This is a genomic window from Streptomyces violaceoruber, assembly GCF_033406955.1.
GTDB classification, from domain to species: Bacteria; Actinomycetota; Actinomycetes; order Streptomycetales; family Streptomycetaceae; genus Streptomyces; species Streptomyces violaceoruber.
Window position 1 is genome coordinate 6303301 of record NZ_CP137734.1, and the last position, 26056, is coordinate 6329356.

Annotated in this window: 22 protein-coding genes and 1 pseudogene; 13 read left to right on the forward strand and 10 right to left on the reverse strand. The window is 73.2% G+C overall.

The features are described 5' to 3' along the window. Positions 1–6 precede the first annotated feature (6 nt). The 8 genes from R2E43_RS28160 to lgt all read left to right on the forward strand — a co-directional run bounded on the left by R2E43_RS28160 (position 7) and on the right by lgt (position 6139). Positions 7–258 (forward strand): HGxxPAAW family protein, encoded by a 252-nt coding sequence (locus R2E43_RS28160; RefSeq protein ID WP_011028112.1) that lies wholly within the window; start codon positions 7–9, stop codon positions 256–258. Between the two features lie 102 nt (positions 259–360). Further along, entirely contained in the window at positions 361–807 is a 447-nt protein-coding gene (locus tag R2E43_RS28165) for a DUF2752 domain-containing protein (protein ID WP_011028111.1), read from the forward strand. 117 nt (positions 808–924) lie between these two features. Continuing rightward, complete coding sequence (gene trpC / locus R2E43_RS28170; RefSeq protein WP_011028110.1) at positions 925–1734, forward strand: indole-3-glycerol phosphate synthase TrpC; 810 nt, start codon at positions 925–927, stop codon at positions 1732–1734. Between the two features lie 20 nt (positions 1735–1754). Beyond that, positions 1755–1946 (forward strand): tryptophan biosynthesis modulator TrpM, encoded by a 192-nt coding sequence (gene trpM, locus R2E43_RS28175; RefSeq protein ID WP_003976778.1) that lies wholly within the window; start codon positions 1755–1757, stop codon positions 1944–1946. 114 nt (positions 1947–2060) lie between these two features. Further along, the gene (trpB, locus tag R2E43_RS28180) at positions 2061–3344 is read left to right on the forward strand and encodes a tryptophan synthase subunit beta (protein ID WP_003976779.1); all 1284 of its coding nucleotides are present in this window, start codon (positions 2061–2063) and stop codon (positions 3342–3344) included. Then, complete coding sequence (gene trpA, locus R2E43_RS28185; RefSeq protein WP_003976780.1) at positions 3341–4156, forward strand: tryptophan synthase subunit alpha; 816 nt, start codon at positions 3341–3343, stop codon at positions 4154–4156. Before trpB ends, trpA begins: the two co-directional genes overlap by 4 nt. Before the next feature lie 101 nt (positions 4157–4257). Beyond that, entirely contained in the window at positions 4258–5031 is a 774-nt protein-coding gene (locus tag R2E43_RS28190; RefSeq protein ID WP_016325992.1) for a DsbA family protein, read from the forward strand. 76 nt (positions 5032–5107) lie between these two features. Further along, entirely contained in the window at positions 5108–6139 is a 1032-nt protein-coding gene (lgt, locus tag R2E43_RS28195; RefSeq protein WP_003976782.1) for a prolipoprotein diacylglyceryl transferase, read from the forward strand. 73 nt (positions 6140–6212) lie between these two features. Here the strand turns inward: lgt and R2E43_RS28200 are convergent, their stop codons facing one another. From R2E43_RS28200 to R2E43_RS28225, 6 genes and pseudogenes are all read right to left on the reverse strand, one after another. Further along, positions 6213–7037 carry an HpcH/HpaI aldolase/citrate lyase family protein gene (locus R2E43_RS28200; RefSeq protein ID WP_011028109.1) on the reverse strand — a complete coding sequence of 275 codons (825 nt, stop codon included), beginning with the start codon at positions 7035–7037 and terminating at the stop codon, positions 6213–6215. After that, entirely contained in the window at positions 7034–8248 is a 1215-nt protein-coding gene (locus tag R2E43_RS28205; protein WP_003976783.1) for a CaiB/BaiF CoA transferase family protein, read from the reverse strand. Before R2E43_RS28205 ends, R2E43_RS28200 begins: the two co-directional genes overlap by 4 nt. Further along, complete coding sequence (locus R2E43_RS28210; RefSeq protein ID WP_189283753.1) at positions 8206–9609, reverse strand: ADP-ribosylglycohydrolase family protein; 1404 nt, start codon at positions 9607–9609, stop codon at positions 8206–8208. The genes R2E43_RS28205 and R2E43_RS28210 overlap by 43 nt, the downstream gene beginning before the upstream one ends. After that, positions 9597–10775, reverse strand: coding sequence for an ADP-ribosylglycohydrolase family protein (locus R2E43_RS28215; protein WP_003976785.1), 1179 nt, complete (start codon positions 10773–10775; stop codon positions 9597–9599). Before R2E43_RS28215 ends, R2E43_RS28210 begins: the two co-directional genes overlap by 13 nt. Further along, complete coding sequence (locus R2E43_RS28220) at positions 10772–12049, reverse strand: ADP-ribosylglycohydrolase family protein (protein WP_332056689.1); 1278 nt, start codon at positions 12047–12049, stop codon at positions 10772–10774. Before R2E43_RS28220 ends, R2E43_RS28215 begins: the two co-directional genes overlap by 4 nt. 539 nt (positions 12050–12588) lie before the next feature. Then, positions 12589–13575, reverse strand: a pseudogene (locus R2E43_RS28225) (ADP-ribosylglycohydrolase family protein); the annotation flags it as partial. Between the two features lie 234 nt (positions 13576–13809). On the opposite strand from R2E43_RS28225, the gene R2E43_RS28230 reads away from it, so the two are divergent. The 3 genes from R2E43_RS28230 (at position 13810) to R2E43_RS28240 (ending at position 20982) form a co-directional block, all read left to right on the forward strand. Further along, on the forward strand, positions 13810–14541 hold the full coding sequence (locus R2E43_RS28230; RefSeq protein WP_003976789.1) for a VIT1/CCC1 transporter family protein: 732 nt from the start codon (positions 13810–13812) through the stop codon (positions 14539–14541). Positions 14542–14981: 440 nt separating this feature from the next. Next, complete coding sequence (gltB, locus tag R2E43_RS28235; protein WP_016325989.1) at positions 14982–19526, forward strand: glutamate synthase large subunit; 4545 nt, start codon at positions 14982–14984, stop codon at positions 19524–19526. Next, a complete protein-coding gene (locus R2E43_RS28240; RefSeq protein ID WP_003976791.1) occupies positions 19519–20982 on the forward strand; it encodes a glutamate synthase subunit beta in 1464 nt (487 codons plus the stop codon). The genes gltB and R2E43_RS28240 overlap by 8 nt, the downstream gene beginning before the upstream one ends. 161 nt (positions 20983–21143) lie before the next feature. Here R2E43_RS28240 and R2E43_RS28245 read toward each other — a convergent pair whose 3' ends face one another. Both R2E43_RS28245 and R2E43_RS28250 read right to left on the reverse strand, forming a co-directional pair. Then, positions 21144–22061, reverse strand: a complete 918-nt coding sequence (locus R2E43_RS28245) for a chitosanase (protein WP_011028103.1) — start codon at positions 22059–22061, stop codon at positions 21144–21146. 13 nt (positions 22062–22074) lie between these two features. Next, on the reverse strand, positions 22075–23010 hold the full coding sequence (locus R2E43_RS28250) for a rhomboid family intramembrane serine protease (RefSeq protein ID WP_106517118.1): 936 nt from the start codon (positions 23008–23010) through the stop codon (positions 22075–22077). A gap of 154 nt (positions 23011–23164) precedes the next feature. Here R2E43_RS28250 and R2E43_RS28255 point away from each other — a divergent pair, with 154 nt between their 5' ends. After that, the gene (locus tag R2E43_RS28255; RefSeq protein WP_016325987.1) at positions 23165–23890 is read left to right on the forward strand and encodes a vWA domain-containing protein; all 726 of its coding nucleotides are present in this window, start codon (positions 23165–23167) and stop codon (positions 23888–23890) included. A gap of 47 nt (positions 23891–23937) precedes the next feature. Here R2E43_RS28255 and R2E43_RS28260 read toward each other — a convergent pair whose 3' ends face one another. Beyond that, positions 23938–24567, reverse strand: coding sequence for an SIMPL domain-containing protein (locus R2E43_RS28260; protein ID WP_030866633.1), 630 nt, complete (start codon positions 24565–24567; stop codon positions 23938–23940). A gap of 40 nt (positions 24568–24607) precedes the next feature. After that, complete coding sequence (locus tag R2E43_RS28265) at positions 24608–25507, reverse strand: hypothetical protein (protein ID WP_011028100.1); 900 nt, start codon at positions 25505–25507, stop codon at positions 24608–24610. Positions 25508–25641: 134 nt separating this feature from the next. Between R2E43_RS28265 and R2E43_RS28270 the strand changes: the two genes are divergently transcribed. Continuing rightward, complete coding sequence (locus tag R2E43_RS28270; protein ID WP_003976797.1) at positions 25642–25992, forward strand: chorismate mutase; 351 nt, start codon at positions 25642–25644, stop codon at positions 25990–25992. Positions 25993–26056 lie beyond the last annotated feature (64 nt).

A 26056-nucleotide genomic window follows, 5' to 3' on the forward strand; every position in this document is an offset into this window, starting at 1 on the left:
CAAGCAATGGCGGGCAGCAGCCACGGTCACACCCCGGCCGCCTGGACCGGTGTCATCATCGCCTTCATCGGTTTCTGCATCGCGGGCATGTTCATGGTGGCGGCCCAGCCGTGGGGCTTCTGGGCCGGCATGGCGGTCGTGCTCCTCGGTGGTGTCGTCGGCTACATCATGAAGATGATGGGCCTCGGCCAGCCGAAGCAGAACCACCCCGTGCACCAGGTCGCGGGCGAGCGCGCCGAGGCCGGCGCCAAGGGCTGACCGGGCGCGGCGGTCACGGACCTCCGAAGGGGCGGACCGGCACCACCGTGCCGGGACCGCCCCTCACGTGCGTGCGGGGGCCGCCGGAGGCAGAATGCGGGAGTGGACGTCGAGAGCGGGAAACCCGGCCGGACCAGCATCCCCCTGCCGCGCGGCGCGGCCCTGCGCCTCGCCGTCCCGGCCGGAGTGCTCGCGGCCGTCGCCGGGGCCTTCGCCTACGTGGGGAGCGTGGACCCCTACGAGCCCGGCCACTACCCCGTCTGCCCCCTGCTGCGCTTCACGGGCGTCTACTGTCCCGGCTGCGGCGGCCTGCGCAGCGCCCACGCCTTCGTCCACGGCGACCTGACGGCCGCGCTGCACGCCAACGCGCCCGCCGTCCTCGCCTATCTGGGCTTCGCCGTCCTGTGGACCGTCTGGGTGATCCGCACGGCCCGGGGCCGTCCCGTACGCGTCGACCTCGGGCCGGTCCACCTGTGGACGCTGGGGGCGTTGCTGCTGGTCTTCACCGTTGTCCGGAACCTGCCGTTCGGCGGCTGGCTCCTCCCTTGATCATTCATGGAACGTCCAGGTAGTGGGACCCGGATCGGCCGGATTCGGGACCGGTGCCCGGCTGCGGATACCATCACAGTGACCACACGTTTTGCCGTCTGAAAGGGGGCCGCTCGCGTGAGTGTGCTCGACGAGATCATCGACGGAGTCCGTGCCGACCTCGCGGAGCGGCAGGCGCGCGTCAGCCTCGACGAGCTCAAGGAGCGCGCGGCCAAGGCTCGCCCCGCCAAGGACGGCGTGGCCGCGCTGCGCGGCGACGGCGTCAAGGTCATCTGCGAGGTCAAGCGCTCCAGCCCCTCCAAGGGCGCGCTGGCGGCCATCGCCGACCCGGCCGGGCTCGCCGCCGACTACGAGGCGGGCGGCGCCGCCGTCATCTCCGTCCTCACCGAGGAGCGCCGCTTCGGCGGCTCGCTGGCCGACTTGGACTCGGTCCGCGCGCGCGTGGACATCCCCGTGCTGCGCAAGGACTTCATCGTCACCTCGTACCAGCTGTGGGAGGCCCGCGCCCACGGTGCCGACCTCGTGCTGCTGATCGTCGCGGCCCTCGAGCAGCCGGCCCTGGAGTCGCTGATCGAGCGTGCCGAGTCCATCGGTCTCACCCCGCTGGTCGAGGTGCACGACGAGGACGAGGTCGAGCGCGCCGTGGACGCGGGCGCCAAGGTCATCGGCGTCAACGCGCGCAACCTGAAGACGCTCGAGGTCGACCGCGGCACGTTCGAGCGGGTCGCCCCGGAGATCCCCGCGCACATCGTCAAGGTCGCCGAGTCCGGGGTCCGCGGCCCGCACGACCTCATCGCCTACGCCAACGAGGGCGCCGACGCCGTGCTGGTCGGCGAGTCCCTGGTCACCGGCCGGGACCCGAAGACGGCGGTCTCCGACCTGGTGGCGGCCGGCGAGCATCCCGCACTCCGCCACGGCCGGAGCTGACCCCCGGTAGGCTGTCTCCCATGACGCTCCCGCTCGTCCCGGCCCGGGACCCGTACGCGCGCCTGGCGCGCGGCTGCCGCCCCCGCGGCTGCCGCGCACCCGCCCGCCGGGTCCACGGCCGCCGGGTGCGGTACGTCATCGGAGACGAGCCCGGGCAGGTCAACGGCATGCGATGGCTCAAGCGCCCCATCAGGGGCGCGGGGCTGTATTGAATCTGCGACTCCGTCGTGTGTGCGCGAGCAGCCGCACACGGCCCGGAGCGGTCTGATCCACCCCGCCCCCACGGCGATTCTGTCCACATCAGACACTCACCGTGAGGTTCACGCATGCCCAGTAACTTCTTCATCCCCGATCCGGAGGGTCAAGTCCCCTCCGCCGAGGGCTACTTCGGCGCCTTCGGGGGCAAGTTCATCCCCGAGGCCCTCGTCGCGGCGGTCGACGAGGTCGCCGTCGAGTACGACAAGGCCAAGTCCGACCCGGAGTTCGCCCGCGAGCTGGACGACCTGCTCGTCCACTACACGGGCCGCCCCTCGGCCCTCACCGAGGTCCCCCGTTTCGCCGCCGAGGCCGGCGGGGCCCGGATCTTCCTCAAGCGCGAGGACCTGAACCACACCGGCTCACACAAGATCAACAACGTGCTCGGCCAGGCCCTGCTCACCAAGCGCATGGGCAAGACCCGCGTCATCGCCGAGACCGGCGCGGGCCAGCACGGTGTGGCCACGGCGACCGCCTGCGCCCTCTTCGGCCTCGACTGCACCATCTACATGGGCGAGATCGACACCCGCCGCCAGGCCCTCAACGTGGCCCGCATGCGCATGCTCGGCGCCGAGGTCATCGCGGTGAAGTCCGGCAGCCGCACCCTGAAGGACGCGATCAACGAGGCCTTCCGCGACTGGGTCGCCAACGTCGACCGCACCCACTACCTGTTCGGCACCGTCGCGGGGCCGCACCCCTTCCCGGCGATGGTCCGCGACTTCCACCGCGTCATCGGCGTGGAGGCCAGGCGCCAGCTCCTGGAGCAGGCCGGGCGCCTGCCCGACGCCGCGATCGCCTGCGTCGGCGGCGGCTCCAACGCCATCGGCCTCTTCCACGCCTTCATCCCCGACGCGGACGTCCGCCTCATCGGCTGCGAGCCCGCCGGGCACGGTGTGGAGACCGGCGAGCACGCGGCCACCCTGACCGCGGGCGAGCCCGGCATCCTGCACGGCTCCCGGTCCTACGTCCTCCAGGACGACGAGGGCCAGATCACCGAGCCGTACTCGATCTCGGCCGGTCTGGACTACCCCGGCATCGGCCCGGAGCACGCCTACCTCAAGGACTCCGGCCGCGGCGAGTACCGCGCGGTCACCGACGACGCCGCCATGCAGGCCCTGCGCCTGCTGTCGCGCACCGAGGGCATCATCCCGGCCATCGAGAGCGCCCACGCGCTGGCCGGCGCCCTGGAGGTCGGCAGGGAGCTGGGCAGGGACGGGCTACTCGTCGTCAACCTGTCCGGCCGCGGCGACAAGGACATGGACACCGCCGCCCGCTACTTCGGGCTGTACGACACCGACGCCGAGGTCGCCGCCGACGGGACCGGCGCCGCGGAGATCGAGGGGGACGCCAAGTGAGCGGGAACGTACAGCTGCTGAACGACACCCTCGCCGCGGCGAAGTCCGAGGGCCGCGCCGCCCTGATCGCCTACCTCCCGGCCGGGTTCCCGACCGTGACGGGCGGCATCGAGGCGGTCAAGGCCGCGCTCGACGGCGGCGCCGACGTCGTCGAGGTGGGCCTGCCGCACAGCGACCCGGTGCTCGACGGCCCGGTGATCCAGACCGCCGACGACATCGCGCTGCGCGGCGGCGTGCGGATCGCCGACGTGATGCGCACGGTCCGCGAGGCACACGAGGCCACCGGCAAGCCGATCCTCGTCATGACGTACTGGAACCCCATCGACCGCTACGGCGTGGAGCGCTTCACCGCCGAGCTGGCCGAGGCCGGCGGCGCCGGGTGCATCCTGCCCGACCTGCCCGTCCAGGAGTCGGCGCTGTGGCGGGAGCACGCGGACAAGCACGGGCTCGCCACGGTCTTCGTGGTCGCGCCCAGCAGCAGGGACGCGCGCCTCGCCGAGATCACCGCGGTCGGCAGCGGCTTCGTCTACGCCGCCTCCCTCATGGGCGTCACCGGCACCCGCGCGTCGGTCGGCGCGCAGGCCGAGGACCTGGTGCGCCGCACCCGCGCCACCACCGACACCCCGGTCTGCGTCGGCCTCGGAGTCTCCAACGCCGCCCAGGCCGCCGAGGTGGCCGGCTTCGCCGACGGCGTGATCGTCGGCTCGGCCTTCGTCAAGCGGATGCTGGACGCGCCCGACGACGCGGCCGGCCTGGAGGGCGTCCGCGCGCTCGCCGCCGACCTGGCGAAGGGCGTGCGCGGACAGGCCTGACCGTCGCCGTGGGACGCACGAGCACATGACGGAGGTCCCTCGTACGAGTGGACCTGGGACCGGGGAGGCGCGCTGCGCCTCCCCGGTTCGTTCTGCGGGGTGTGAGCGAGAAGAACCGACAGGGAAAGCGCGGCGCCCGCGAGAAGCTGGCGGCCGAGCGCGAGAAGCAGCGGTCCAGGGACAAGCGCCGCCGGGCGCTGATCGTCGGCGCGAGCGTGGTCTGCGTGCTGGGACTCGCGGCGGTGATCGGCGTGGTCGCCGCGAACGCGGGCAAGGACGACGGCAGCGAGTCGGCCGGCCCGGTCGTGGCCCCTTCGGGGGCGCAGGGCAAGGACGGCCTCGCGATCCCCGTCGGCGAGGAGAGCGCCAAGTCCACGCTCACCGTCTGGGAGGACTTCCGCTGCCCGGCCTGCAAGGCCTTCGAGCTGGCGTACCGCAACACCATTCACGAGCTGACCGACGCCGGGCAGCTCAAGGTCGAGTACCACCTGGCGACCATCATCGACGGCAACATGGGCGGTACCGGCTCCCGCAAGGCCGCCAACGCCGCGGCCTGCGCCCAGGACGCCGGAAAGTTCCCGCCGTACCACGACGTGCTGTACGACAACCAGCCGCCGGAGACCGACGACGCCTTCGCCGACGAGAACAAGCTGCTCGACCTGGCGGGCAAGGTCGACGGCCTCGACACCACCCTGTTCCAGGAGTGCGTGAAGAACGGCAAGCACAACAGCTGGGTGGAGAAGTCCAACAAGGCCTTCCAGAACGGCGGCTTCAGCGGCACCCCGACCGTGCTCCTGGACGGCAAGAACATCTACCAGGACCGCTCCATGACCCCGGCCAAGCTCAAGCAGATGGTGGAGGACGCCAACAAGTAGCGCGCCCGCTCGTTACGGACCCGTAGCCGGGCCGCCCGCCGCGCCCCCCGTCCGACACGGTAGCGTCGACCCTGCCATGGAACTTGCCTTCATTCCCAGCCCGTCGCGCGGGGTGCTGCACCTCGGTCCCGTCCCGCTGCGCGGCTACGCGTTCTGCATCATCATCGGCGTCTTCGTTGCCGTCTGGCTCGGCAACAAGCGCTGGGTCGCCCGGGGCGGGCGGCCGGGCACGGTGGCCGACATCGCGGTCTGGGCCGTTCCCTTCGGCCTGATCGGCGGACGCCTCTACCATGTGATCACGGACTACCAGCTGTACTTCAGCGAGGGCCGTGACTGGGTCGACGCCTTCAAGATCTGGGAGGGCGGCCTCGGCATCTGGGGCGCCATCGCGTTCGGCGCGGTGGGTGCCTGGATCGGTGCCCGCCGCCGGGGTGTCCCGATGCCCGCCTACGCCGACGCGGTCGCCCCCGGCATCGCCCTCGCACAGGCCATCGGCCGCTGGGGCAACTGGTTCAACCAGGAGCTGTACGGCAAGGCGACCGACCTGCCGTGGGCCGTGGAGATCACCTCGACGGCCGACGGACGGGTCCCGGGCACCTACCACCCGACCTTCCTGTACGAGTCGCTCTGGTGCATCGGCGTCGCGCTGCTCGTCATCTGGGCCGACCGCCGCTTCAAGCTCGGCCACGGGCGCGCCTTCGCCCTGTACGTGGCGGCGTACTGCGCGGGCCGGTTCTGGATCGAGTACATGCGCGTCGACGACGCCCATCACATCCTGGGTCTCCGGCTGAACAACTGGACCGCGCTGTTCGTGTTCCTGCTCGCCGTGCTGTACATCGTGCTCTCGGCGCGGAAGCGGCCGGGCCGGGAGGCCGTGGTGGAGCCGGGTGCGGAGACCGCCGCCGGTGACAGCGGGTCCGCGGCGGACAAGGACGTCAAGGGCACGAAGGACGCCGAGGACGCCGAGGGCGCCGAGGACGGCGCGGAGAAGACCGATGCCTCCGGCGCCACCGAGGCCCCGGAGGACACGTCGGGCGCGGACGAAGCGGACGCCGCGAAGGACGCCGAGGGCGTGACGAACGGCGCCGACTCCGCCAAGAAGGGCTGACCCGCCCGCAAGACACACCGCCGAGGGCGCCCGGTACTCTCCGGGCGCCCTCGGCGTATGCCGGGGCCGGGGTTCAGGACAGGGTGGGCCGCCGGGCCAGCGACAGCGTCCGCCGGGCCGTCGCCACCACCGCCGCGTCGATGAACCGGCCGTCCGGCAGCGCCTGCGCACCCGGCTGGACCGTGGCCGCCTTGACGATCGTCTCCGCCTCCTCCAGCTCCCGTTCGGTGGGCAGATAGGCCCGCTCGATGATCGGCAGCTGGCGCGGGTGGATCGCGGCCCGCCCCAGGAAGCCCAGGGCGCGGCCGTGGGCGCAGGACGCCGCCAGGCCCTCCAGGTCCCGGGTGTCCGGATGCACCGTCTGGGACGGCGGCGCCAGGCCCGCCGCCCGCGCGGCCACGACCACGCGCGAGCGCGACCAGTCCAGGCCCGCGTCCCCGCGCACGCCCAGGTCGGCACGGAGGTCCGCCTCACCGAGAGCGATCCCGCGCAGTGCCGGATGGGCCGCGGCGATCCGGTACGCCCGCTCCACCCCCAGGGCCGTCTCCAGCAGGGCGTACAGCGGCGGTCCGCCGGTCAGCGCGGCGACGCCGGTCACCTGCTCCGGCGCCGTCACCTTGGGCAGCCGCAGCCCGGACAGCCCCGGCAGCGCGGCCAGCGCCGCCAGGTCCCCGGCGGCGAGCGGACCGTCCAGGGCGTTGACGCGGACGTGCACCGGCACCGGCTGCGGCTCGGTGAGCAGCTCGGCCGTGGCGTCGCGGGCGTACTCCTTGCGGTCGGCGGCGACCGCGTCCTCCAGGTCGACGACCACCACGTCGGCACCGGCGGCCAGCGCCTTGGCCACCACCCGCGGCCGGTCCCCCGGCACGTACAGCCAGGTCAGCGGGGGTGCGGTCATACGACGCCCTCCTCACGCAGCTCCTTCACGTCCGCCGGGGTGAGTCCCAGCCCGGTCAGCACCTCCTCGGTGTCGGCGCCGTGCGGGCGGCCCGCCCAGCGGATCGCGCCCGGGGTGGCGGAGAGCCGGAAGAGGACGTTCTGCATGCGCAGCGGGCCCAGCTCGGGATCGTCGACCGTGGTGACCGTGTCCAGCGCCTGGTACTGCGGGTCGCTCATCACGTCCCGCACGTCCTGGACCGGCGCGACCGCCGCCTCGGCCTTCTCGAAGGCGGCGAGCACGTCGGCCCGGCCGTGCCGGGCGATCCAGTCCCCGACCGCCGCGTCCAGCACGTCGGCGTGCCGGGCCCGGTCGGCGCCCGTCGCGAACCAGGGCTCGTCGATCAGCTCCGGGCGGCCCACCAGCCGCATCACCCGCTCGGCGACCGACTGGGCCGAGGTGGAGACGGCGACCCAGGTGCCGTCGGCGGTGCGGTAGGTGTTGCGCGGGGCGTTGTTCTGCGAGCGGTTGCCGGTGCGCGGCTGGACGTGGCCGAGCTGGTCGTACCAGAGGGGCTGCGGGCCCAGCACGGTCAGGATCGGCTCGATGATCGCCATGTCGACGACCTGGCCCTCGCCGGTGCGCTCCCGGGCGGCCAGCGCCGTCATCACGGCGTACGCCGTCGCCAGCGCCGCGATCGAGTCCGCGAGGCCGAACGGCGGCAGCGTCGGCGGCGCGTCCGGCTCGCCGGTCATCGCGGCGAAACCGCTCATGGCCTCGGCGAGGGTGCCGAAGCCGGGACGGCGCGCGTACGGTCCGAACTGGCCGAAGCCGGTGACCCGCGTGAGGACCAGGCGCGGGTTGACGGCGGACAGCTCGTCCCAGCCCAGGTCCCACTTCTCCAGGGTGCCCGGCCGGAAGTTCTCGACGACGACGTCGGCGGTGGCGGCGAGGCGGAGCAGGGTGGTGCGCCCGGCGGGTTTCGACAGGTCCAGGGTGATCGTGTGCTTGTTGCGGCCCAGCAGCTTCCACCACAGGCCCACCCCGTCCTTCGAGGGACCGTGTCCCCGGGAGGGGTCGGGCCGGGTGGGGTGCTCGACCTTGATCACCTCGGCGCCGAAGTCGCCGAGCATGGTGGCGGCGAGCGGTCCCGCGAAGAGCGTGGCGAGGTCGAGGACGCGCAGGCCGGTCAGGGGAGGGGAGACGGGGGCGGGGGCGGCGGGCTCGGGCATGGGCGGGTGGCCTCCCGGTGGGTGAGGTGGGCGAGGGTGTCGAAGCCGGTGCCGTCGAAGTCGCCGACGAAGGTGGCGAGGCGGTTCTTCAGCGGGGCCGTCCAGTGCGCGGGCAGCGCGGCGGGGGAACCGGCCAGCAGTCCGGCGACGCCGCCCACGGTGGCGCCGTTGGAGTCGGTGTCCCAGCCGCCGGAGACGGCCCGGGAGACCGAGCCGGTGAAGTCGCCGTCCGCGTGGGTGAGCGCGGCGGCGATCAGGGCGGTGTTGGGGACCGCGTGCACCCAGTGGTGGGCCGGGGAGTGGACGGCGTGGAGCCGGTCCACGACGGTGTCGAAGTCGTCGTGCGCGCCCGCGAGCCGTACGGCGTGCCGGACGGCGCCGGCGAGGCGGGAACCGGGCGGGACGACCGCGAGTCCGGCGCGCAGGCAGGCGTGGACGTCGGGTGCGTCGTCGGGGGCGGCGGCGGCGACGACGGCCGCCGCGAACATCGCCGCGTGGACACCGTTGGCCGTGTGGCTGAGGGTCGCGTCGCGGTGCGCCTGCTCGGCGGCGGCGCCCGGGTCGCCCGGGTTGGTCCAGCCGTGCACGTCGGCGCGGATCAGGGCGCCGATCCACTCGCGGAAGGGGTTGCGGTGGCGGGCGGTGTGCGGGGGTTCGAGGCCGGTGAGGAGGTTGCGGAGGGCGACGCGTTCGGCGGTGAAGGTGCGGCCGGGCGGGAGTTCGTCGAGCCAGACGCGGGCCACGTCGCCGGTGGTGAAGGCCTTGCCGTGGCGCCGCAGGAGCAGGAGACCGAGCAGCGGGTAGTTGAGGTCGTCGTCCTCCGGCATGCCGTCGATGTTCTCGGCGAGGGAGGTCGGCGCGGAGCGGCGGTTCCAGGGGTGTGCGGTGAGCAGGTCGCGGGGGACGCCCCGGGCGGTGAAGTACGCGGTCGGAGGCCAGTTCCCGGCGGCCCGGCCGAGCAGCCGGATACCGGTGAGGGGGAGCTTCTCGACGGGCTTGCCGAGGAGGCAGCCGACGGCGCGGCCGAGCCAGGCGGCCTCCAGCCGGCCGGGCGACACACGGGCTCCGAGGCGCGGGGCGGGCCAGTCGGGGCACAGCGCCCTGATCCGGTCGAGTTCCGTGGGCTCGGCCGCCGCCAGGGGACTGGGCAGGCCGGCCAGTTCGTCCAGCAGGTCTTCCGCCAGGCGGCTCAGGCGGGGGGAAGCGGGGCCGGGCGAGGCACCCGCCCGGGCCGGTGGCTCGCCGCCGCCCGCCGCCCGCCAGCGGGCCGCGACCGCCGACGCGTCGCGGCCGTCCAGCCGCGCCTGGCGCAGCTCGTGGCCGACCAGGTCCTCGGGCTGGACCCAGGTCAGCCGGAGCATCCGACGCCCCCGATCGCGGCGAACGCCTCCTCGTGGGCCCGGCGGCGCCGTACGTCCCGCGCGAAGACCTCCCGCGCGACCGCGGTGAGCACCGCCGCCGGTTCCCACAGGTCCAGGCGGCTGGCCTCCGCGACGGTCTTGGCCCAGTCCTCCGGGACCAGCGATCCCAGCGCCCCGGCCAGCGCGCCCGCCATCGTGGCGATGGAGTCGCAGTCGCGGCCGTAGTTGACCGCGCCGAGCACCGCGTGCCGGAAGTCGCCGCCGGCGACGAGCAGCATGCCGAGGGCGACGGGCAGTTCCTCGATCGCGTGCAGGCGCGAGGGGCGGCGGGCGCCGAGCGAGGGGGCGCGGTAGTCGGGTCCCACCGTGTCGTACGGGGCCACCGCCGCGCGCAGCGGTGCCAGCGCCGACTCGAAGTCCGAGTGGCGTGCGGCCACCTCGCACACGGCCTCGATCGCGGCCCGGGTGCCGTCCTTGGCCAGTGCCAGACAGGCGGCGACCACCGAGTCCGGGGTCGCGCCCGGCGCGCAGGCCGCGGCCACCGCCGCCGCGAAGACACCGGCCGCCTCCCGGCCGTACGACGACTGGTGCGCGCCCGCGACGTCCAGCGCCTCGGCGTAGGCGGCCGCGGGGTGGGCCGCGTTGACCAGGCCGACCGGGGCCATGTACATCGCGGCGCCGCAGTTGACGATGTTGCCGGTGCCGGCCTCGCGCGGGTCCACGTGGCCGTAGTGGATCCGCGCGACCAGCCATTTCTCCGCGAGGAAGATCCGCTGGAGCGGCAGCGCCTCGGCCTCCAGTTCCGGGATCCAGCGCGGGTTCGTGATCAGGTCCGGGACCAGGTGTTCGGCGACCGCGTAGGCGTCGAGGTGGTCGCGCACCGTGCCGTAGACGCGCACCAGCGCGTGCGTCATCAGGGTGTCGTCGGTGACGTGCCCGTCGCCCTTGTGGTACGGGGCGACCGGCCGGGCGGTGCGCCAGGCGTCGCCGTTCCAGGGACCGACGACGCCGTGGACGCGGCCGCCGTGGCGTTCGACGATCTGCTCGGGGGAGTAGCCCTCGACGGGACCGCCGAGCGCGTCGCCGACGGCCGCGCCGACGAGAGCGCCGGTGACGCGCTCGTCGAGGGATGCTGCGGTGCTGTGGTCCTGGGTCGGGGGAGTCATGGGGTGGTGTCTCGTCCTTCCGGTGGGGACGGTCGCGTGGCGTGCAGGAGACCGGCGAGTTCGACCAGGTCGGTGCCGGTGAGCCGGGGCAGTACGCAGCCGGGCAGGGTGCGGCAGGCGTCCCGCCAGGAGGCGGGGACCGACGCGCCGCCGCCGAGCGCGCCGGTGAGGGCGCCGGCCAGCGCGGGTGCGGAGTCCGCGACCCGGGACAGACAGGCCGCCGCCGGGACCGCCTCCGCGAGGCGGCCCCGGGCGGCGACGGTCAGGGCGAGGGCGACCGGGACGGTCTCGGCGGCGGCGATGCCGTAGCTGTAGACGTGGTCGACGATGCGGTGTTCCAGGAGCGGGACCAGGGCGAAGGTGCTCTCGGCGGCCGCCGCGAGGGCCAGGGCCTGGCGGGCGTTGCGGCCGATCTCCGTCGCCTCGGGGAGTTCGGCGAGCGCGGCCGCCACGCAGGCGTCCACGTCGGTGCCGTCCAGGGCGCGGGCCAGCGCCGCCGCCATGGCCCGCGCGCCGTGCACACCGTCGCCGTCCTGGGTGTAGCGGGCGTCGAACTCGGCGAGGTCGGCGGCGAGGCGCGGGGCGCCGGGATGGGCGACGGCGAGGACGCAGGCCCGCACGCAGGCGGCGTCGTCGAAGTAGTGCGGGTTGTCGTGGCCGGTGGCGGGGGGACGCAGCCCGGCAGCGAGGTTGCCGAGCCCGGCCCGCACCGAGATGCGGGCGCGCAGCGGCAGCACCGCGGACTCGGCCTCCGGGGCGCGCTCCGTGGCGGCGGCGACCTCGCTGGCGACGGCGTTCCAGGTCAGGTCGATCGCGGCGCGCATCCGGCGGTCCCGGCTCAGGTCCCCGAGCACGCTGTCGTCGCCTGCCCGCAGGAGGGCCTCCGCGGCGAACGCCGCCCACTCGGCGTCGTCCGAGGGGCCGAGGCGCAGTGGCTCCGGGGGCTGGTTCAGGGCGATCGGGACGGGGAGGGTGGTGGTCGCGTTCTGTTCGGCGAAGGTGTCCAGTTCGCGGGTGAGCCGCCGCGTCCACTGCGGCATGCGGGCGGCCCGGTGCCGGGCGGCGGGCCAGCCGGCGGCGTCTCCGGTGGCGAGCCCGAGGAGGAGCCCCTCGACGCGGTCGGAGAGCGGCACCCCGCGCGAGGCCGCGGCCGTGTCCGGCTCGCTCCCCGGCCGGTGCCCGCTCCCACCGGGCCCGCTCACCTCCGGCACGCCGGGCCCTGCGACGTACGCCGTGGTGCCCGTCGCCCCGACCGCACCACGAGGCCGGCTCACGGTGCCACCTCCGCCGGGTGGGCGTCCGGGACGGGTACGTGGGCGTCCGGGGCCGAAGGTGACCGGTCGGGGGCGGGTGGCAACCGGTCTGGGGCGGGTGGTGACCGGTCCGGGTCGGGTGGTGACCGGTCGGGGGCGGGTGGCAATCGGTCGGGGGCGGGTGCATGTGCGGCCGGGGCAGAGGGTGACCGGTCTGAGGCGGGTGGCAACCGGTCTGAGGCGGGCGACGACCGGTCCGGATCGGACGGTCTCCCGTCCGGGTCGGGTGGTGACCGGTCGGGGGCGGGTGCATGTGCGGCCGGGGCAGAGGGTGACCGGTCTGAGGCGGGCGACGACCGGTCCGGGTCGGACGGCGACCGGTCCGGGTTGGGCGACGACCGGTCCGGGTCGGGCGATGACCGGTACGGGTCGGGCGGTGACCGGTCCGGGTCGGGCGGTGACCGGTCCGGGTCGGGCGGTGACCGGTCCGGATTCCGGGGGAACCGCTTCGTGGCCCCCCGTACCCGCTCCGAGGCCGGCGGGGCCGGGCGGGACGCCCGGGTCAGCAGGTCCGCCACCTCCAGGACGTGGTGACCGGCCATCGTCGGCAGGCAGGAGCCGCGGGCCGGGCCGATGGCGTCGGCCCAGTCGGCCGGGATGGCGTGGACGCCCCGGGTCGCGCCGGCCAGGGCGCCGGCCACCGCGGCGGTGGTGTCGGCGTCACGGCCCATGTTGACGGCCGTCAGCACGGAGTCCGTGAAGTCGCCGTCGGCCGCCGCGTACGCGCCGAAGGCGAGGGCGACCGCCTCGGGGGCCAGGTCGGTCCACGGGTAGCCGCCGATGACCACCGCGGAACGCACCGCGCGCTCGCCGCGGTGGGCCGCCGTCAGCGCGCGGCGCAGACAGCGCGCCGTCCAGGAGTCGTCCGGGACGACGGCCAGGGCGGAGGCCACCACCGCGACGGTCGACGCCCCGGCCATCGCCGCCGCGACGCCCGCCGCCACCGCCTGGCCGCCGTAGATGCCCTCGCCCTCGTGGCTGACCGAGCCGTCGATCGCCGCCAGCCGGGCCGCCTCTGCGGGCCGTCCGGCCGCGAACACGCCGTGCGGCGCGGCCCGCATGGCCAGTCCGTCGCTCCAGGCGTGCCGGTGCTGGGCGGAGATCGGGGCGGCCAGGCCCCGGCGCAGGTTCTCCAGGGTGCCGCGTTCGCTGAAGCCCGCGCCCCGGAACGGGCCCTCCTCCCGGTCCGCGATCCACTCGTGCCACGCCGCCTCCACATGGGCCTGGGTGAGCGCGCCGCCGTGGCGGGCCAGCAGCAGGCCCGAGAAGATCGCGTACTCGGTGTCGTCGGTACCGGCGGGCCGGTCGGCCACGTACCCCGTGATGCGGCCCCAGCGGGCGCGGATCTCGGAGGGCTTCATGTTCTCGGCCGGCGCTCCGAGGGCGTCCCCTACGGCCAGTCCGAGCAGCGCGCCCCGGGCCCGGTCGCGGAGCCCGACGGCGTCCTGCGGCGCGGCGGCCGGGGGAATGCAGGCGGTGGATGCCATGCGGCCTCTCCTCTCCCTCCGCACATCTGTCCCCGGTGCGGCGCGCACCGCAGCCGAACCGGGGCCGGTGTCACCCGGTCGACATATGAGCGGACAAGATCACGGATGAGTGCGGAGAGGTAAAGCCGCAGGTAAGCCCAGCCTTTCCTTGCTGGCAGGCCGGAAATGATGGGCGTAGATTTGGTGTTGTTAAAAAGTGGAACGAGTCCAAACTAGCTTCCTGGGGGAACCCGCATGGCCATCATCGAGACCGAGGCGGCGCTGCACGAGGCGCACCGCGACAACCACACCCACCGCGACGTGAACGGCGGCTGGCTGCGCCCCGCCGTCTTCGGCGCGATGGACGGACTGGTCTCCAACCTCGCCCTCATGACCGGTGTCGCTGGCGGGACGGCGAGCCAGCAGACCGTGGTGATCAGCGGGCTCGCCGGACTGGCCGCCGGCGCCTTCTCCATGGCCGCGGGCGAGTACACCTCCGTCGCCTCCCAGCGCGAGCTGGTCGAGGCCGAGCTGGACGTGGAGCGCCGCGAGCTGCGCAAGCACCCGGCGGACGAGGAGGCCGAGCTGGCCGCGCTCTACGAGGCGCGCGGCGTCGAGCCGGAGCTCGCCCGAGAGGTGGCCCGCCAGCTGTCCGCCGACCCCGAGCAGGCGCTGGAGATACACGCCCGCGAGGAGCTGGGCATCGACCCCTCCGACCTGCCCTCGCCGACGGTCGCGGCCGTGTCCTCGTTCGGGTCCTTCGCGCTGGGCGCCCTGCTCCCCGTCCTGCCGTTCCTGCTCGGCGCCGGTGCGCTGTGGCCCGCGGTGCTGCTCGCGCTGGCCGGACTGTTCCTGTGCGGCGCGGTGGTCGCCAAGGTCACGGCCCGCAGCTGGTGGTACAGCGGCCTGCGGCAGCTCGCCCTCGGCGGCGCGGCGGCCGGTGTGACGTATCTCCTGGGCAGCCTGTTCGGAACGGCCGTAGGATAGTCCGGCTCGAACTTATGCGGAGGGCCGCATAAGTAGCCGTTACTCGCTGGTTTCGAGTGCGTAATCTCCGGGCATGAGCCGTAAGCGCTGCGGGCAACGAAGCCTGCCGTGCACGCGCGGAGCGGGCGACGACGCTCCTTCCGCTCCCCGGACCGACGGGCATCGATCTGTCCGCCCCGGTCTCCATAGCTTCCACCGCAGGTGCGGAACCCCCACCGCACCCCGTCGGTGTCCGCATGCTGGAACAGATTGTCCCGTTTACCGAGAACCAATCCATCATGTAACCTGCACCAAATTTTTCAGCCACTGATGCACCCACCGCAGAGGGCCAACGTCGTCCCTCGGCACTTGCCACATGCCAGATGACGACGACGGGAGAGCCGATGCGTACGCCGCGCCAGCCGTCCCAGCACTCCGTAAGTGGCCAGAACTGGTCCTTCATGGATGCTCGCCCTGCCGCGCAGGGTATGTACGACCCCCGCAACGAACACGACGCGTGCGGCGTCGGTTTCGTCGCCACCCTCACCGGCGAGGCGTCCCACACCCTGGTCGACCAGGCGCTCACCGTGCTGCGCAACCTGGAACACCGCGGCGCCACCGGCTCCGAGCCCGACTCGGGCGACGGCGCCGGCATCCTCTCCCAGGTGCCCGACGCGTTCTTCCGCGAGGTGGCCGGATTCGAGCTGCCGGAGGCCGGGGCGTACGCCGTCGGCATCGCCTTCCTGCCGGTCGACGGCACCGAGGACGCCGTCTCGCGCATCGAGACGATCGCGCACGAGGAGGGCCTCACCGTCCTCGGCTGGCGCGAGGTCCCGGTCGCCCCGCAGATGCTGGGCGCGACCGCCCGCTCCACGATGCCGGTCTTCCGCCAGGTCTTCGTGGGCGACGGCGCCTCGCGGGGCATCGCCCTGGACCGCCACGCCTTCGCGCTGCGCAAGCGCGCCGAGCGCGAGGCCGGTGTCTACTTCCCGTCGCTGTCCGCGCGGACCATCGTCTACAAGGGCATGCTGACCACCGGCCAGCTGGAACCGTTCTTCCCGGACCTGTCCGACCGCCGCTTCGCCTCCGCGATCGCGCTCGTGCACTCCCGGTTCTCCACCAACACCTTCCCGTCGTGGCCGCTCGCCCACCCGTACCGCTTCGTCGCGCACAACGGCGAGATCAACACGGTCAAGGGCAACCGCAACTGGATGCGCGCCCGCGAGTCCCAGCTGGCCTCGAACCTGTTCGGCTCGTCCGCGGACCTGGAGCGGATCTTCCCGATCTGTACGCCGGACGCCTCGGACTCCGCCTCCTTCGACGAGGTCCTGGAACTGCTCCACCTCGGTGGGCGCTCGCTGCCGCACTCCGTGCTGATGATGATCCCGGAGGCGTGGGAGAACCACGCCTCCATGGACGCGGACCGGCGCGCCTTCTACCAGTTCCACTCCACGATGATGGAGCCCTGGGACGGTCCCGCCTGCGTCACCTTCACCGACGGCACCCAGGTCGGCGCGGTCCTCGACCGCAACGGTCTGCGCCCCGGCCGCTACTGGGTCACCGACGACGGCCTCGTCGTCCTCGGCTCCGAGGTCGGCGTCCTCGACATCGACCCCGCCAAGGTCGTCCGCAAGGGCCGCCTCCAGCCCGGCCGCATGTTCCTGGTGGACACCGCCGAGCACCGCATCATCGAGGACGACGAGATCAAGGCCCAGCTCGCCGGCGAGCAGCCGTACGGCGAGTGGATGGAAGCCGGCGAGATCGAGCTGTCCGACCTGCCCGAGCGCGAGCACATCGTGCACACCCACGCCTCGGTCACCCGCCGCCAGCAGACCTTCGGGTACACCGAGGAGGAGCTGCGCGTCATCCTCGCGCCGATGGCCAAGGCCGGCGCCGAGCCGATCGGCTCCATGGGCACCGACTCGCCGATCGCCGCGCTCTCCGAGCGCCCCCGGCTGCTCTTCGACTACTTCACCCAGCTCTTCGCCCAGGTCACCAACCCGCCGCTGGACGCCATCCGCGAGGAACTGGTCACCTCGCTGCGCTCCTCGCTCGGCCCGCAGGGCAACCTGCTGGACCCGACGGCCGCCTCGTGCCGCAGCGTCCTGCTGCCCTTCCCGGTGATCGACAACGACGAGCTGGCCAAGCTCATCCACATCAACGCCGACGGGGACATGCCCGGCTTCAAGGCCGCGACCCTCTCCGGTCTCTACCGGGTGCACGGCGGCGGCGACGCGCTGGCCGCGCGGATCGAGGAGATCTGCGCCGAGGCCGACGCCGCCATCGAGAACGGCGCCCGGCTGATCGTCCTGTCCGACCGCCACTCGGACGCCGAGCACGCGCCGATCCCCTCGCTGCTGCTCACCGCGGCCGTCCACCACCACCTCATCGGCACCAAGCAGCGCACCCAGGTGGGCCTGCTGGTCGAGGCCGGCGACGTCCGCGAGGTCCACCACGTCGCCCTGCTCATCGGCTTCGGCGCCGCCGCGGTCAACCCGTACCTGGCGATGGAGTCCGTCGAGGACCTGGTCCGGGCGGGCACCTTCCTGCAGACCGACGACGGCGAGCCCGAGCAGGCCATCCGCAACCTGATCTACGCGCTCGGCAAGGGCGTCCTCAAGGTCATGTCCAAGATGGGCATCTCCACCGTCGCCTCCTACCGCGGCGCCCAGGTCTTCGAGGCCGTCGGCCTCGACGAGGAGTTCGTCGCCAAGTACTTCCACGGCACCGCCACCAAGATCGGCGGCGTCGGCATCGACGTCGTCGCCAAGGAGGTCGCCGCCCGCCACGCCAAGGCGTACCCGGCCAGCGGCATCGCGCCGGCCCACCGCGCCCTGGACATCGGCGGCGAGTACCAGTGGCGCCGTGAGGGCGAGCCGCACCTGTTCGACCCCGAGACGGTCTTCCGCCTCCAGCACTCCACGCGCTCCGGCACGTACGACATCTTCAAGAAGTACACCGAGCGGGTGAACGAGCAGTCCGAGCGGCTGATGACGCTGCGCGGCCTGTTCGGCTTCAAGAGCGGCCGGCAGCCGATCTCCATCGACGAGGTCGAGCCCGTCTCCGAGATCGTCAAGCGCTTCTCCACCGGCGCCATGTCGTACGGCTCCATCTCCCAGGAGGCGCACGAGACCCTCGCCATCGCCATGAACCAGCTGGGCGGCAAGTCCAACACCGGTGAGGGCGGCGAGGACCCGGAGCGCCTGTACGACCCGGCGCGCCGGTCCAGCATCAAGCAGGTCGCCTCCGGCCGCTTCGGCGTCACCTCCGAGTACCTGGTCAACGCCGACGACATCCAGATCAAGATGGCCCAGGGCGCCAAGCCCGGCGAGGGCGGCCAGCTGCCCGGCCACAAGGTGTACCCCTGGGTCGCCAAGACCCGGCACAGCACCCCCGGCGTCGGCCTGATCTCCCCGCCGCCGCACCACGACATCTACTCCATCGAGGACCTGGCCCAGCTGATCCACGACCTGAAGAACGCGAACCCGCAGGCGCGGATTCACGTCAAGCTGGTCTCCGAAGTCGGCGTCGGCACGGTCGCGGCGGGCGTGTCCAAGGCGCACGCGGACGTGGTGCTGATCTCCGGCCACGACGGCGGCACCGGTGCCTCCCCGCTCACGTCGCTCAAGCACGCGGGCGGCCCCTGGGAGCTGGGCCTCGCCGAGACCCAGCAGACCCTGCTGCTCAACGGTCTGCGCGACCGGATCGTCGTCCAGACCGACGGCCAGCTCAAGACCGGCCGCGACGTCGTCATCGCCGCGCTGCTGGGCGCCGAGGAGTTCGGTTTCGCCACCGCGCCGCTCGTCGTCTCCGGCTGCGTCATGATGCGCGTCTGCCACCTGGACACCTGCCCGGTCGGCATCGCCACCCAGAACCCGGTCCTCAGGGAGCGGTTCTCCGGCAAGGCCGAGTACATCGTGAACTTCTTCCGGTTCATCGCCGAGGAGGTCCGCGAGATCCTCGCCGAGCTGGGCTACCGCTCCATCGAGGAGGCCGTCGGCCACGCCGAGACCCTCGACGTGACCCGCGCGGTCGACCACTGGAAGGCACAGGGCCTCGACCTCGAGCCGCTGTTCCACGTGCCCGCGCTGGCCGAGGGCGCGGTGCGCCACCAGGCCGTCGGCCAGGACCACGGCCTGGAGAAGGCGCTCGACAACCAGCTGATCAAGCTCGCCTCCGACGCGCTGGCCGCCCCGGACGCCACCCGGGCCGCCCCGGTGCGCGCCCAGGTCGCGATCCGCAACATCAACCGCACGGTCGGCACCATGCTCGGCCACGAGGTCACCAAGAAGTTCGGCGGCGGCGGGCTGCCCGACGACACCGTCGACATCACCTTCACCGGCTCCGCCGGCCAGTCCTTCGGCGCCTTCGTGCCGCGCGGCATCACGCTGCGCCTGGAGGGCGACGCCAACGACTACGTCGGCAAGGGCCTATCCGGCGGCCGGATCGTCGTCCGCCCCGACCGGGGCGCCGACCACCTCGCCGAGTACTCCACCATCGCCGGCAACACCATCGGCTACGGCGCCACCGGCGGCGAGATGTTCCTGCGCGGCAAGGTCGGCGAGCGCTTCTGCGTCCGCAACTCCGGCGCGCTGGTCGTCTCCGAGGGTGTCGGCGACCACGGCTGCGAGTACATGACCGGCGGCCACGCGGTCGTCCTCGGCGAGACCGGGCGCAACTTCGCGGCCGGCATGTCCGGCGGCATCGCCTACGTCGTCGACCTCGACCGCGACAACGTCAACGTCGGCAACGTCGACGCGGTCCAGGCCCTGGACGACGCCGACAAGGACTGGCTGCACGACGTGGTGCGCCGCCACGCCGAGGAGACCGGGTCCACGGTCGCCGGGAAGCTGCTCGCCGACTGGCCCGTCGCCGTGGAGCGCTTCAGCAAGATCATCCCCAGCACGTACCAGGCAGTGCTCGCCGCCAAGGACGCCGCCGAGCGAGCCGGTCTCTCCGAGACCGAGACCACCGAGAAGATGATGGAGGCGGCGACCAATGGCTGATCCCAAGGGCTTTCTCAACCACGGACGCGAGGTCGCCAGGACCCGTCCCGTCGACGAGCGCGTCAAGGACTGGAACGAGGTCTACGTTCCCGGCTCCCTGCTGCCGATCATCAGCAAGCAGGCCAGCCGCTGCATGGACTGCGGCATCCCGTTCTGCCACAACGGCTGCCCGCTCGGGAACCTGATCCCCGAGTGGAACGACTACGCCTACCGCGAGGACTGGTCGGCGGCGTCCGAGCGCCTGCACGCCACCAACAACTTCCCGGAGTTCACCGGCCGCCTGTGCCCGGCCCCGTGCGAGTCGGCGTGCGTGCTCGGCATCAACCAGCCGCCGGTCACCATCAAGAACGTCGAGGTCTCCATCATCGACAAGGCGTGGGAGACCGGCGACGTCGCCCCGCGCATCCCCGAGCGCCTGTCCGGCAAGACCGTCGCCGTCATCGGTTCGGGCCCGGCGGGCCTGGCCGCCGCCCAGCAGCTCACCCGGGCCGGTCACACCGTCGCCGTCTACGAGCGCGCGGACCGCGTCGGAGGCCTCCTCCGGTACGGCATCCCCGAGTTCAAGATGGAGAAGCGGCACATCAACCGCCGCATAGAGCAGATGCGCGCCGAGGGCACCCGCTTCCGCACCGGCGTCGAGATCGGCCGCGACCTCAAGGCGACCGACCTGAAGAAGCGCTACGACGCCGTCGTCATCGCCGCCGGCTCCACCACCGCCCGCGACCTGCCGGTCCCCGGCCGCGAGCTGAACGGCATCCACCAGGCGATGGAGTACCTGCCGCTGGCCAACAAGGTTCAGGAGGGCGACTACGTGGCGCCCCCGATCACGGCCGAGGGCAAGCACGTCGTCGTCATCGGCGGCGGCGACACCGGCGCCGACTGCGTGGGCACCGCCCACCGCCAGGGCGCGGCCTCCGTCACCCAGCTGGAGATCATGCCCCGGCCGGGCGAGGAGCGGGACGCGGTGCGCCAGCCGTGGCCGACCTTCCCGATGCTCTACAAGGTCACCAGCGCCCACGAGGAGGGCGGCGAGCGGGTCTACGCCGTCTCCACCACCCACTTCGAGGGCGACGAGGACGGCAACGTCCAGTGGCTGCACATGAGCGAGGTCGAGTTCGTCGACGGGAAGCTCACGTCGAAGCCGGGCACCGAGCGGAAGATCCCGGCCCAGCTGGTCACCCTCGCCATGGGCTTCACCGGCACCGACAAGGACAACGGTCTGGTCGACCAGTTCGGCCTGGAGCTCGACGAACGGGGTAACATCGCCCGGGACGCCGACTTCCAGACCAACGTGCCGGGTGTGTTCGTCGCCGGTGACGCCGGCCGCGGCCAGTCGCTCATCGTCTGGGCGATCGCCGAGGGCCGCTCGGCCGCGCGCGGCGCCGACCGCTTCCTGACCGGGGCCAGCGACCTGCCGGCCCCGATCCGCCCGACGGACCGCGCCCTCGCGGTCTGACGGACGGGACGACCGCCCCGACGGACGGGACAACCGCCCCGACGGGCGGGCAACCGTCCTGACGGACGGACAACCGAAGAACGTCCCGCACAAAGGCGTGCGGAACACTGATGGCGCCTGCCCCGTCCCCGACCGGACCATGGGCAGGCGCTGTCGCATGCTCAGGGCACCCGGTAGGTGTCCCCGTACATCTCCCACACCAGCGGCGTCGCCAGCTTCAGGTTCCCGGCCGTCAGGAACCGGCGCTGGGCCGTGTCGACGCGGGAGGTGTCGATGCCCGGCCGCTTGGCCTCCATGGCCTGCTTGCGGACGTCCAGGAAGGTCTCCAGGTAGGCCTTCTCGGAGCCGCCCTGCCCCGGCGTCCTCGCCTCGGCCATGGCCCGCTCGCGCAGCCCGTAGAAGCCCTCGGCGTCGGTGTCGGGTCCGTGGAAGACCATCGCGTCGTAGTAGACGAACTGGCCCAGCGTGCCCAGGCCGTCCAGCTTGGCCAGGCGCACCGCCGGTTCGAAGTAGACCCGGTCGCGCTCCGCCTCCTGGGCCGCGCGGAACGCCGGGACCTCGGCCTCCGCCTTCCAGGCCGCCGTGAAGCCCGGGTCCAGGCCCTCGTGGGAGTCGCTGCCGTCCACCTCGCGCAGGGCGGGCAGGTACTCCGCCAGTCCGTTGTCCGGGTGGTCCTCGGTGTAGCGCTCGACCAGCATGAGCAGGTCGTGGGTGCCGGTGCAGAAGCCGATGATGCCGGCGGTGTACCCGTCGCCGTCGCCGACGTCTTCGATGCTGCCGTAGGCGGTGCGCCACTTCGTGGTCGAGTTCTCGGCACTGGACACGAGCTGCTGGGCCAGCTCCTTCTTGGCCGGTGCGGCGAGCCCCGGCGGCAGGTCGGCGATGAGTGCGTCGTCCGCCTCCCGCTCCCGCTCGGCCCGGTCCTTGGCGTCGTCGCGGTCCGACCGGGCGGTGGCCGAGGACGACGAGGAGGCGGCCGCGGTGTCCGCCGGGTCCGCCGAGTCGTCCGGCACGGCGAAGTACACGCCCGCGGCGATCACGGGAAGCGCCCCGAGGAGCAGCACTCCGGCACGTTTCATTGGGGGACACCTCTCATAGGGGAACACTTCCGCCGGTCAGTTCCGACACCTTCACCGCCGCCGTCACCGCCAGCAGCACCACCAGCGCGGCACCGGCGCCGGCCTGCACCGCCGCCCGGCGTCCGTCCCGGGGCGCGTACCCGTAGGCCAGGGCCAGCGCGCCGCCCACCAGCAGGCCGCCGAGATGACCCTGCCACGAGGTGAACCAGGCGGACACCACCAGCCACAGCAGCAGCCCGGCCATGAAACGGTTGACCCGCCCCATCTCGGCGCCGAGCCTGCGGTGCAGCACGTAGTACGCGGCCCCCACGCCGAAGACCGCACCGGACGCGCCGACCGAGGCCTGCCAGGGATCGGCGAGGACCAGTTCCAGTACGGAACCGCCGAGCGCCGACAGCAGGTACAGGACGGCGAAGCGGGTCCGGCCCAGCATCAGCTCCACCACCCGCCCCAACTGCCACAGCACGACCATGTTCATCGTGATGTGCAGAAGTCCGAACGTGCCCTCGAAGGGCGACTGGTGAAGGAAGGCGCCGGTGAGCATCCGCTCCCACTCGCCCCCGGCGACACCCTCCACCCGCAGGGGTCCGGAGCTGAGGAACACGCCGTCGCCGGTCAGGGGAGTGCCGTCAGGAGCGACCAGCCGCGAACCCACCATGGCGAACCGGTCCACGAGCTCCGGCCGCACCAGCTCCGCCAGGTACGCCAGCACGTTCAGCGCGAACAGCACGTACGTCACCACGGGCGTCGTCGAGATCCTGCCCCCGGCGATGGTCCGGGCCCGCCGGACCGACCGCGCCCCTTCCCGCACGCACTCCGGGCACTGGTGGCCGACGGGCGCCGTACGCATGCAGTCCGGGCAGATGTACCGCTCGCAGCGGGTGCAGCGTACGTGGCACTCCACCGCGGGATGGCGGTAGCAGGTGGTGGCGGTGGACTCGGAATCCACAGGGCCGGCTCCTCGGGACGGTCGGACGGTGAGCCGGTGGGGACGGCGGCGAACAAAATAGCGAATGCCGGGGGACCGGCCGAGCGGCGGGGGTGCGCCGTGCCGTAGCCTCGGCACCCGGATGCCGCAGGGCAGGGGTGACGGGGGAGTCCGTATGGCCGCGATCAGTCTCACCAAGGTGCGGGAGACGGCGCCCGCGCTGGTCGATCTGTACAAGACCGCCGGGGTGTCGCTCACCAAGCACGGCATGGCGGGGACCCGGGCCGCGGTCTACCTCGTCGTCGACTACTCCGGCTCGATGAAGCCGTACTACAAGGACGGCAGCGTGCAGGCGCTTGCCGACCGGGTGCTGAGCCTGTCCGCCCACCTCGACGACGACGGCATCGTGCCGGTGGTGTTCTTCTCCACCGACGTCGACGCCGTCACCGAGATCGCGCTCGCCGACCACCAGGGCCGGATCGAGCGGATCGTGGCCGGGCTCGGGCACATGGGCAAGACCAGTTACCACCTGGCCATGGACGCCGTCATCGACCACTACCTGGACAGCGGCGCCCGCCACCCCGCGCTGGTCGTCTTCCAGACCGACGGCGGTCCGATCAACCGGCTCGCCGCCGAGCGCTACCTGTGCAAGGCGGCCCCGCTGCCGCTGTTCTGGCAGTTCGTCGGCTTCGGCGACCCGGACAGCCGCCAGTTCGAGTACCTGCGCAAGCTGGACGAACTCGCGGTGCCCGGCAAGCGGGTGATCGACAACGCCGGGTTCTTCCACGCGGGCCGCGACCCGCGCAAGGTGACCGACGCCGAGCTGTACGACCGGCTGGTGGGCGAGTTCCCCCAGTGGCTGGCGGCCGCACGCGCCCAGGGGATCGCGCGGCCCTCCTGAAGGCGCCCGGGTGAAGGCGCCCGGGTGAAGGCGCCCGCGCGCGGCGGTCAGTGCCGCAGGGAGAAGCCCAGCACCACCCGGGCGGACACCTCCACCGCGCCCGGAGCCAGCGCGCCGGGCGGGCCGCCGGCCGCCGAGGCCCGGAACGCGGCGACGGGCTCCGCCTCCACGTCCTGGATGTGCAGCACCGGCCCCAGCCGCGCGTCCGCCGCCTCCGCGTACACCTGGGCCTTGCGGCGGGCCGCGGCCACCGCCCGGCGCCGTGCCTCGTCGAGCAGCGCCGGCCGGTCGCGCACGTCGAACTCCACGCCGTCGATCCGGTGCGCGCCCGCGTCGACCACGTCCGCGATCAGCCGCTCGAGGTCGTCCAGCGCCCCGGTCTCCACCGCGTACGAGGCCTGGCACCGGTATCCGAGCAGCGTCCGGCCACGGGCGTGACCGTCGTACTCCGAGCTGAGGCCCAGCCGGGAGCCCGACACCGAGGCGTCCGGCACACCGTGCCGCCGCAGCACCTCCCGCAACCGGGCCACGGCCTCCCCGGCCCGCTGGAAGGCCTGCTCCGGCGACGGTTCCAGCACGTCCACCGCCGGCCGCACCCGAGCGAGCGACGGCTCGGCCCGCACCGCGCCCGAGCCGAACACGCTGATGCCCCACGGTTCTTCGATGGCCTGTGTCATAAGGGCATTGAAGCAGCGGCCCCGCCCCCCGCGCGGCGACTTACGTGTCGCACTCCAGCACTGTCCGGCACAGCCCGCACCGCGCCCGGACCCGCCCCCGCACCGGCACCCTGATCCGCTGGTGGCAGGTCGGGCAGGGGAACGACACCCGGAGCTGTCCGGGCGGCTGGGCGGTGAAGGAGTAGGGGTCGCCGGCCGCCGCGGCCCCGGCGGCGTGCGGGTCCTCAGCGTGCCGGCGGTCCCGGGCGTAGCGGCGGCGGCCCGCCCAGCCGGCCGCGGTCAGCGGCGGCTGCTGCCCGTCCCGGCGCGCCCGCGCCAGGCCCTTGCCGTACGCCGTGTAGGCCTGCGGACTCGTGAACCACACCGACGGGTCCTCGCCGAACAGCAGCGCCCGCTTCGCCAGCACGTAACCGAACTCCTCCGGCGTCAGGTACCCCAGCTTCTGCGAGGTCGCCGCGTCCTCCCGGTAGGCGTCGAGGAGCAGCCAGCCGGCGCCCAGGTACGTCGTCGCCGTGTCGGTGAGGATCTCGTTGTCCCGGGTGGAGGGGAAGGCCAGGTCGAGGCGGTGCAGGTACACGTGCATCACCTCGTGCGCGAGGGCCGCGCCGATGTCCCGGCGATGGGTGCGGAAGCGGTCGTTCAGCTCGATGAAGTACTCCGGGCCCGCCGTGAGTTCCACGTTCGCCGCGTGGGTCATCTCGCGGAAGGAGACGATCATGCGGGCGTCGGGCAGCCGGTAGTGCCGCACCAGCTCGTGGGCCACCCGCTGGGTGCCCAGGTACAGGTCGTCCGTGTCGCAGAACGCCACGTCCACCGGGGCCACACTGGCCGAGAACGTCCGGACGGTGTCGTACGACAACCGCCGGTACAGCGCCGTGACCGCCGCCCGCACCGTCTCCAGGTGCGGGAACCCGTGCTCGACCGGTCCGCCGTTCGCCACGCCCGACCCCCAAGACGCCTGAACCCTGCCTCCTGAACCCTGCCCCCACTGTACGAGCCGCACGAGGACCGTACGCGGTTCAGCGCCTGAGACGGTCTGCGACGACCGGGCCCCCGCCCGTAGGGTGTGCGCCCATGACCACCAGCAACACCGGTACCGGTGCCGTCGAACCCGCCGTCCGCGAGGAGCTGGCCCGGCTGCGGGACAGTATCGACAACATCGACGCGGCCGTCGTCCACATGCTCGCCGAGCGCTTCAAGTGCACCCAGCAGGTCGGCCACCTCAAGGCCCGCCACCAGCTGCCGCCCGCCGATCCGGCCCGCGAGGCCCAGCAGATCGCCCGGCTGCGCACCCTCGCCGAGAGCGCCAAGCTCGACCCGGCGTTCGCCGAGAAGTTCCTGAACTTCATCGTCGCCGAGGTGATCCACCACCACGAGCGCATCGCGGAGAGCAACGCCGCCGGCGGCGCACCGGCCACCGACTGAAACCGGGTGCGCCCCCGCCCACGGGGGCGCACGCCGGGGGAGTACGACGGCCGGAGCGGCGGAC

Excerpts from the sequence above, each read along its gene's own strand:
- R2E43_RS28200 (WP_011028109.1), bottom strand. The coding sequence starts at position 7,037 with ATGACCGCACCCCCGCTGACCTGGCTGTACGTGCCGGGGGACCGGCCG.
- lgt (WP_003976782.1), top strand. The coding sequence starts at position 5,108 with ATGGAACTTGCCTTCATTCCCAGCCCGTCGCGCGGGGTGCTGCACCTC.
- R2E43_RS28205 (WP_003976783.1), bottom strand. The coding sequence starts at position 8,248 with ATGCCCGAGCCCGCCGCCCCCGCCCCCGTCTCCCCTCCCCTGACCGGC.
- R2E43_RS28260 (WP_030866633.1), bottom strand. The coding sequence starts at position 24,567 with ATGACACAGGCCATCGAAGAACCGTGGGGCATCAGCGTGTTCGGCTCG.
- R2E43_RS28215 (WP_003976785.1), bottom strand. The coding sequence starts at position 10,775 with ATGACTCCCCCGACCCAGGACCACAGCACCGCAGCATCCCTCGACGAG.
- R2E43_RS28245 (WP_011028103.1), bottom strand. The coding sequence starts at position 22,061 with ATGAAACGTGCCGGAGTGCTGCTCCTCGGGGCGCTTCCCGTGATCGCC.
- trpB (WP_003976779.1), top strand. The coding sequence starts at position 2,061 with ATGCCCAGTAACTTCTTCATCCCCGATCCGGAGGGTCAAGTCCCCTCC.
- R2E43_RS28270 (WP_003976797.1), top strand. The coding sequence starts at position 25,642 with ATGACCACCAGCAACACCGGTACCGGTGCCGTCGAACCCGCCGTCCGC.
- trpM (WP_003976778.1), top strand. The coding sequence starts at position 1,755 with ATGACGCTCCCGCTCGTCCCGGCCCGGGACCCGTACGCGCGCCTGGCG.
- R2E43_RS28210 (WP_189283753.1), bottom strand. The coding sequence starts at position 9,609 with ATGCTCCGGCTGACCTGGGTCCAGCCCGAGGACCTGGTCGGCCACGAG.
- R2E43_RS28240 (WP_003976791.1), top strand. The coding sequence starts at position 19,519 with ATGGCTGATCCCAAGGGCTTTCTCAACCACGGACGCGAGGTCGCCAGG.
- R2E43_RS28255 (WP_016325987.1), top strand. The coding sequence starts at position 23,165 with ATGGCCGCGATCAGTCTCACCAAGGTGCGGGAGACGGCGCCCGCGCTG.
- R2E43_RS28230 (WP_003976789.1), top strand. The coding sequence starts at position 13,810 with ATGGCCATCATCGAGACCGAGGCGGCGCTGCACGAGGCGCACCGCGAC.
- R2E43_RS28160 (WP_011028112.1), top strand. The coding sequence starts at position 7 with ATGGCGGGCAGCAGCCACGGTCACACCCCGGCCGCCTGGACCGGTGTC.
- gltB (WP_016325989.1), top strand. The coding sequence starts at position 14,982 with ATGGATGCTCGCCCTGCCGCGCAGGGTATGTACGACCCCCGCAACGAA.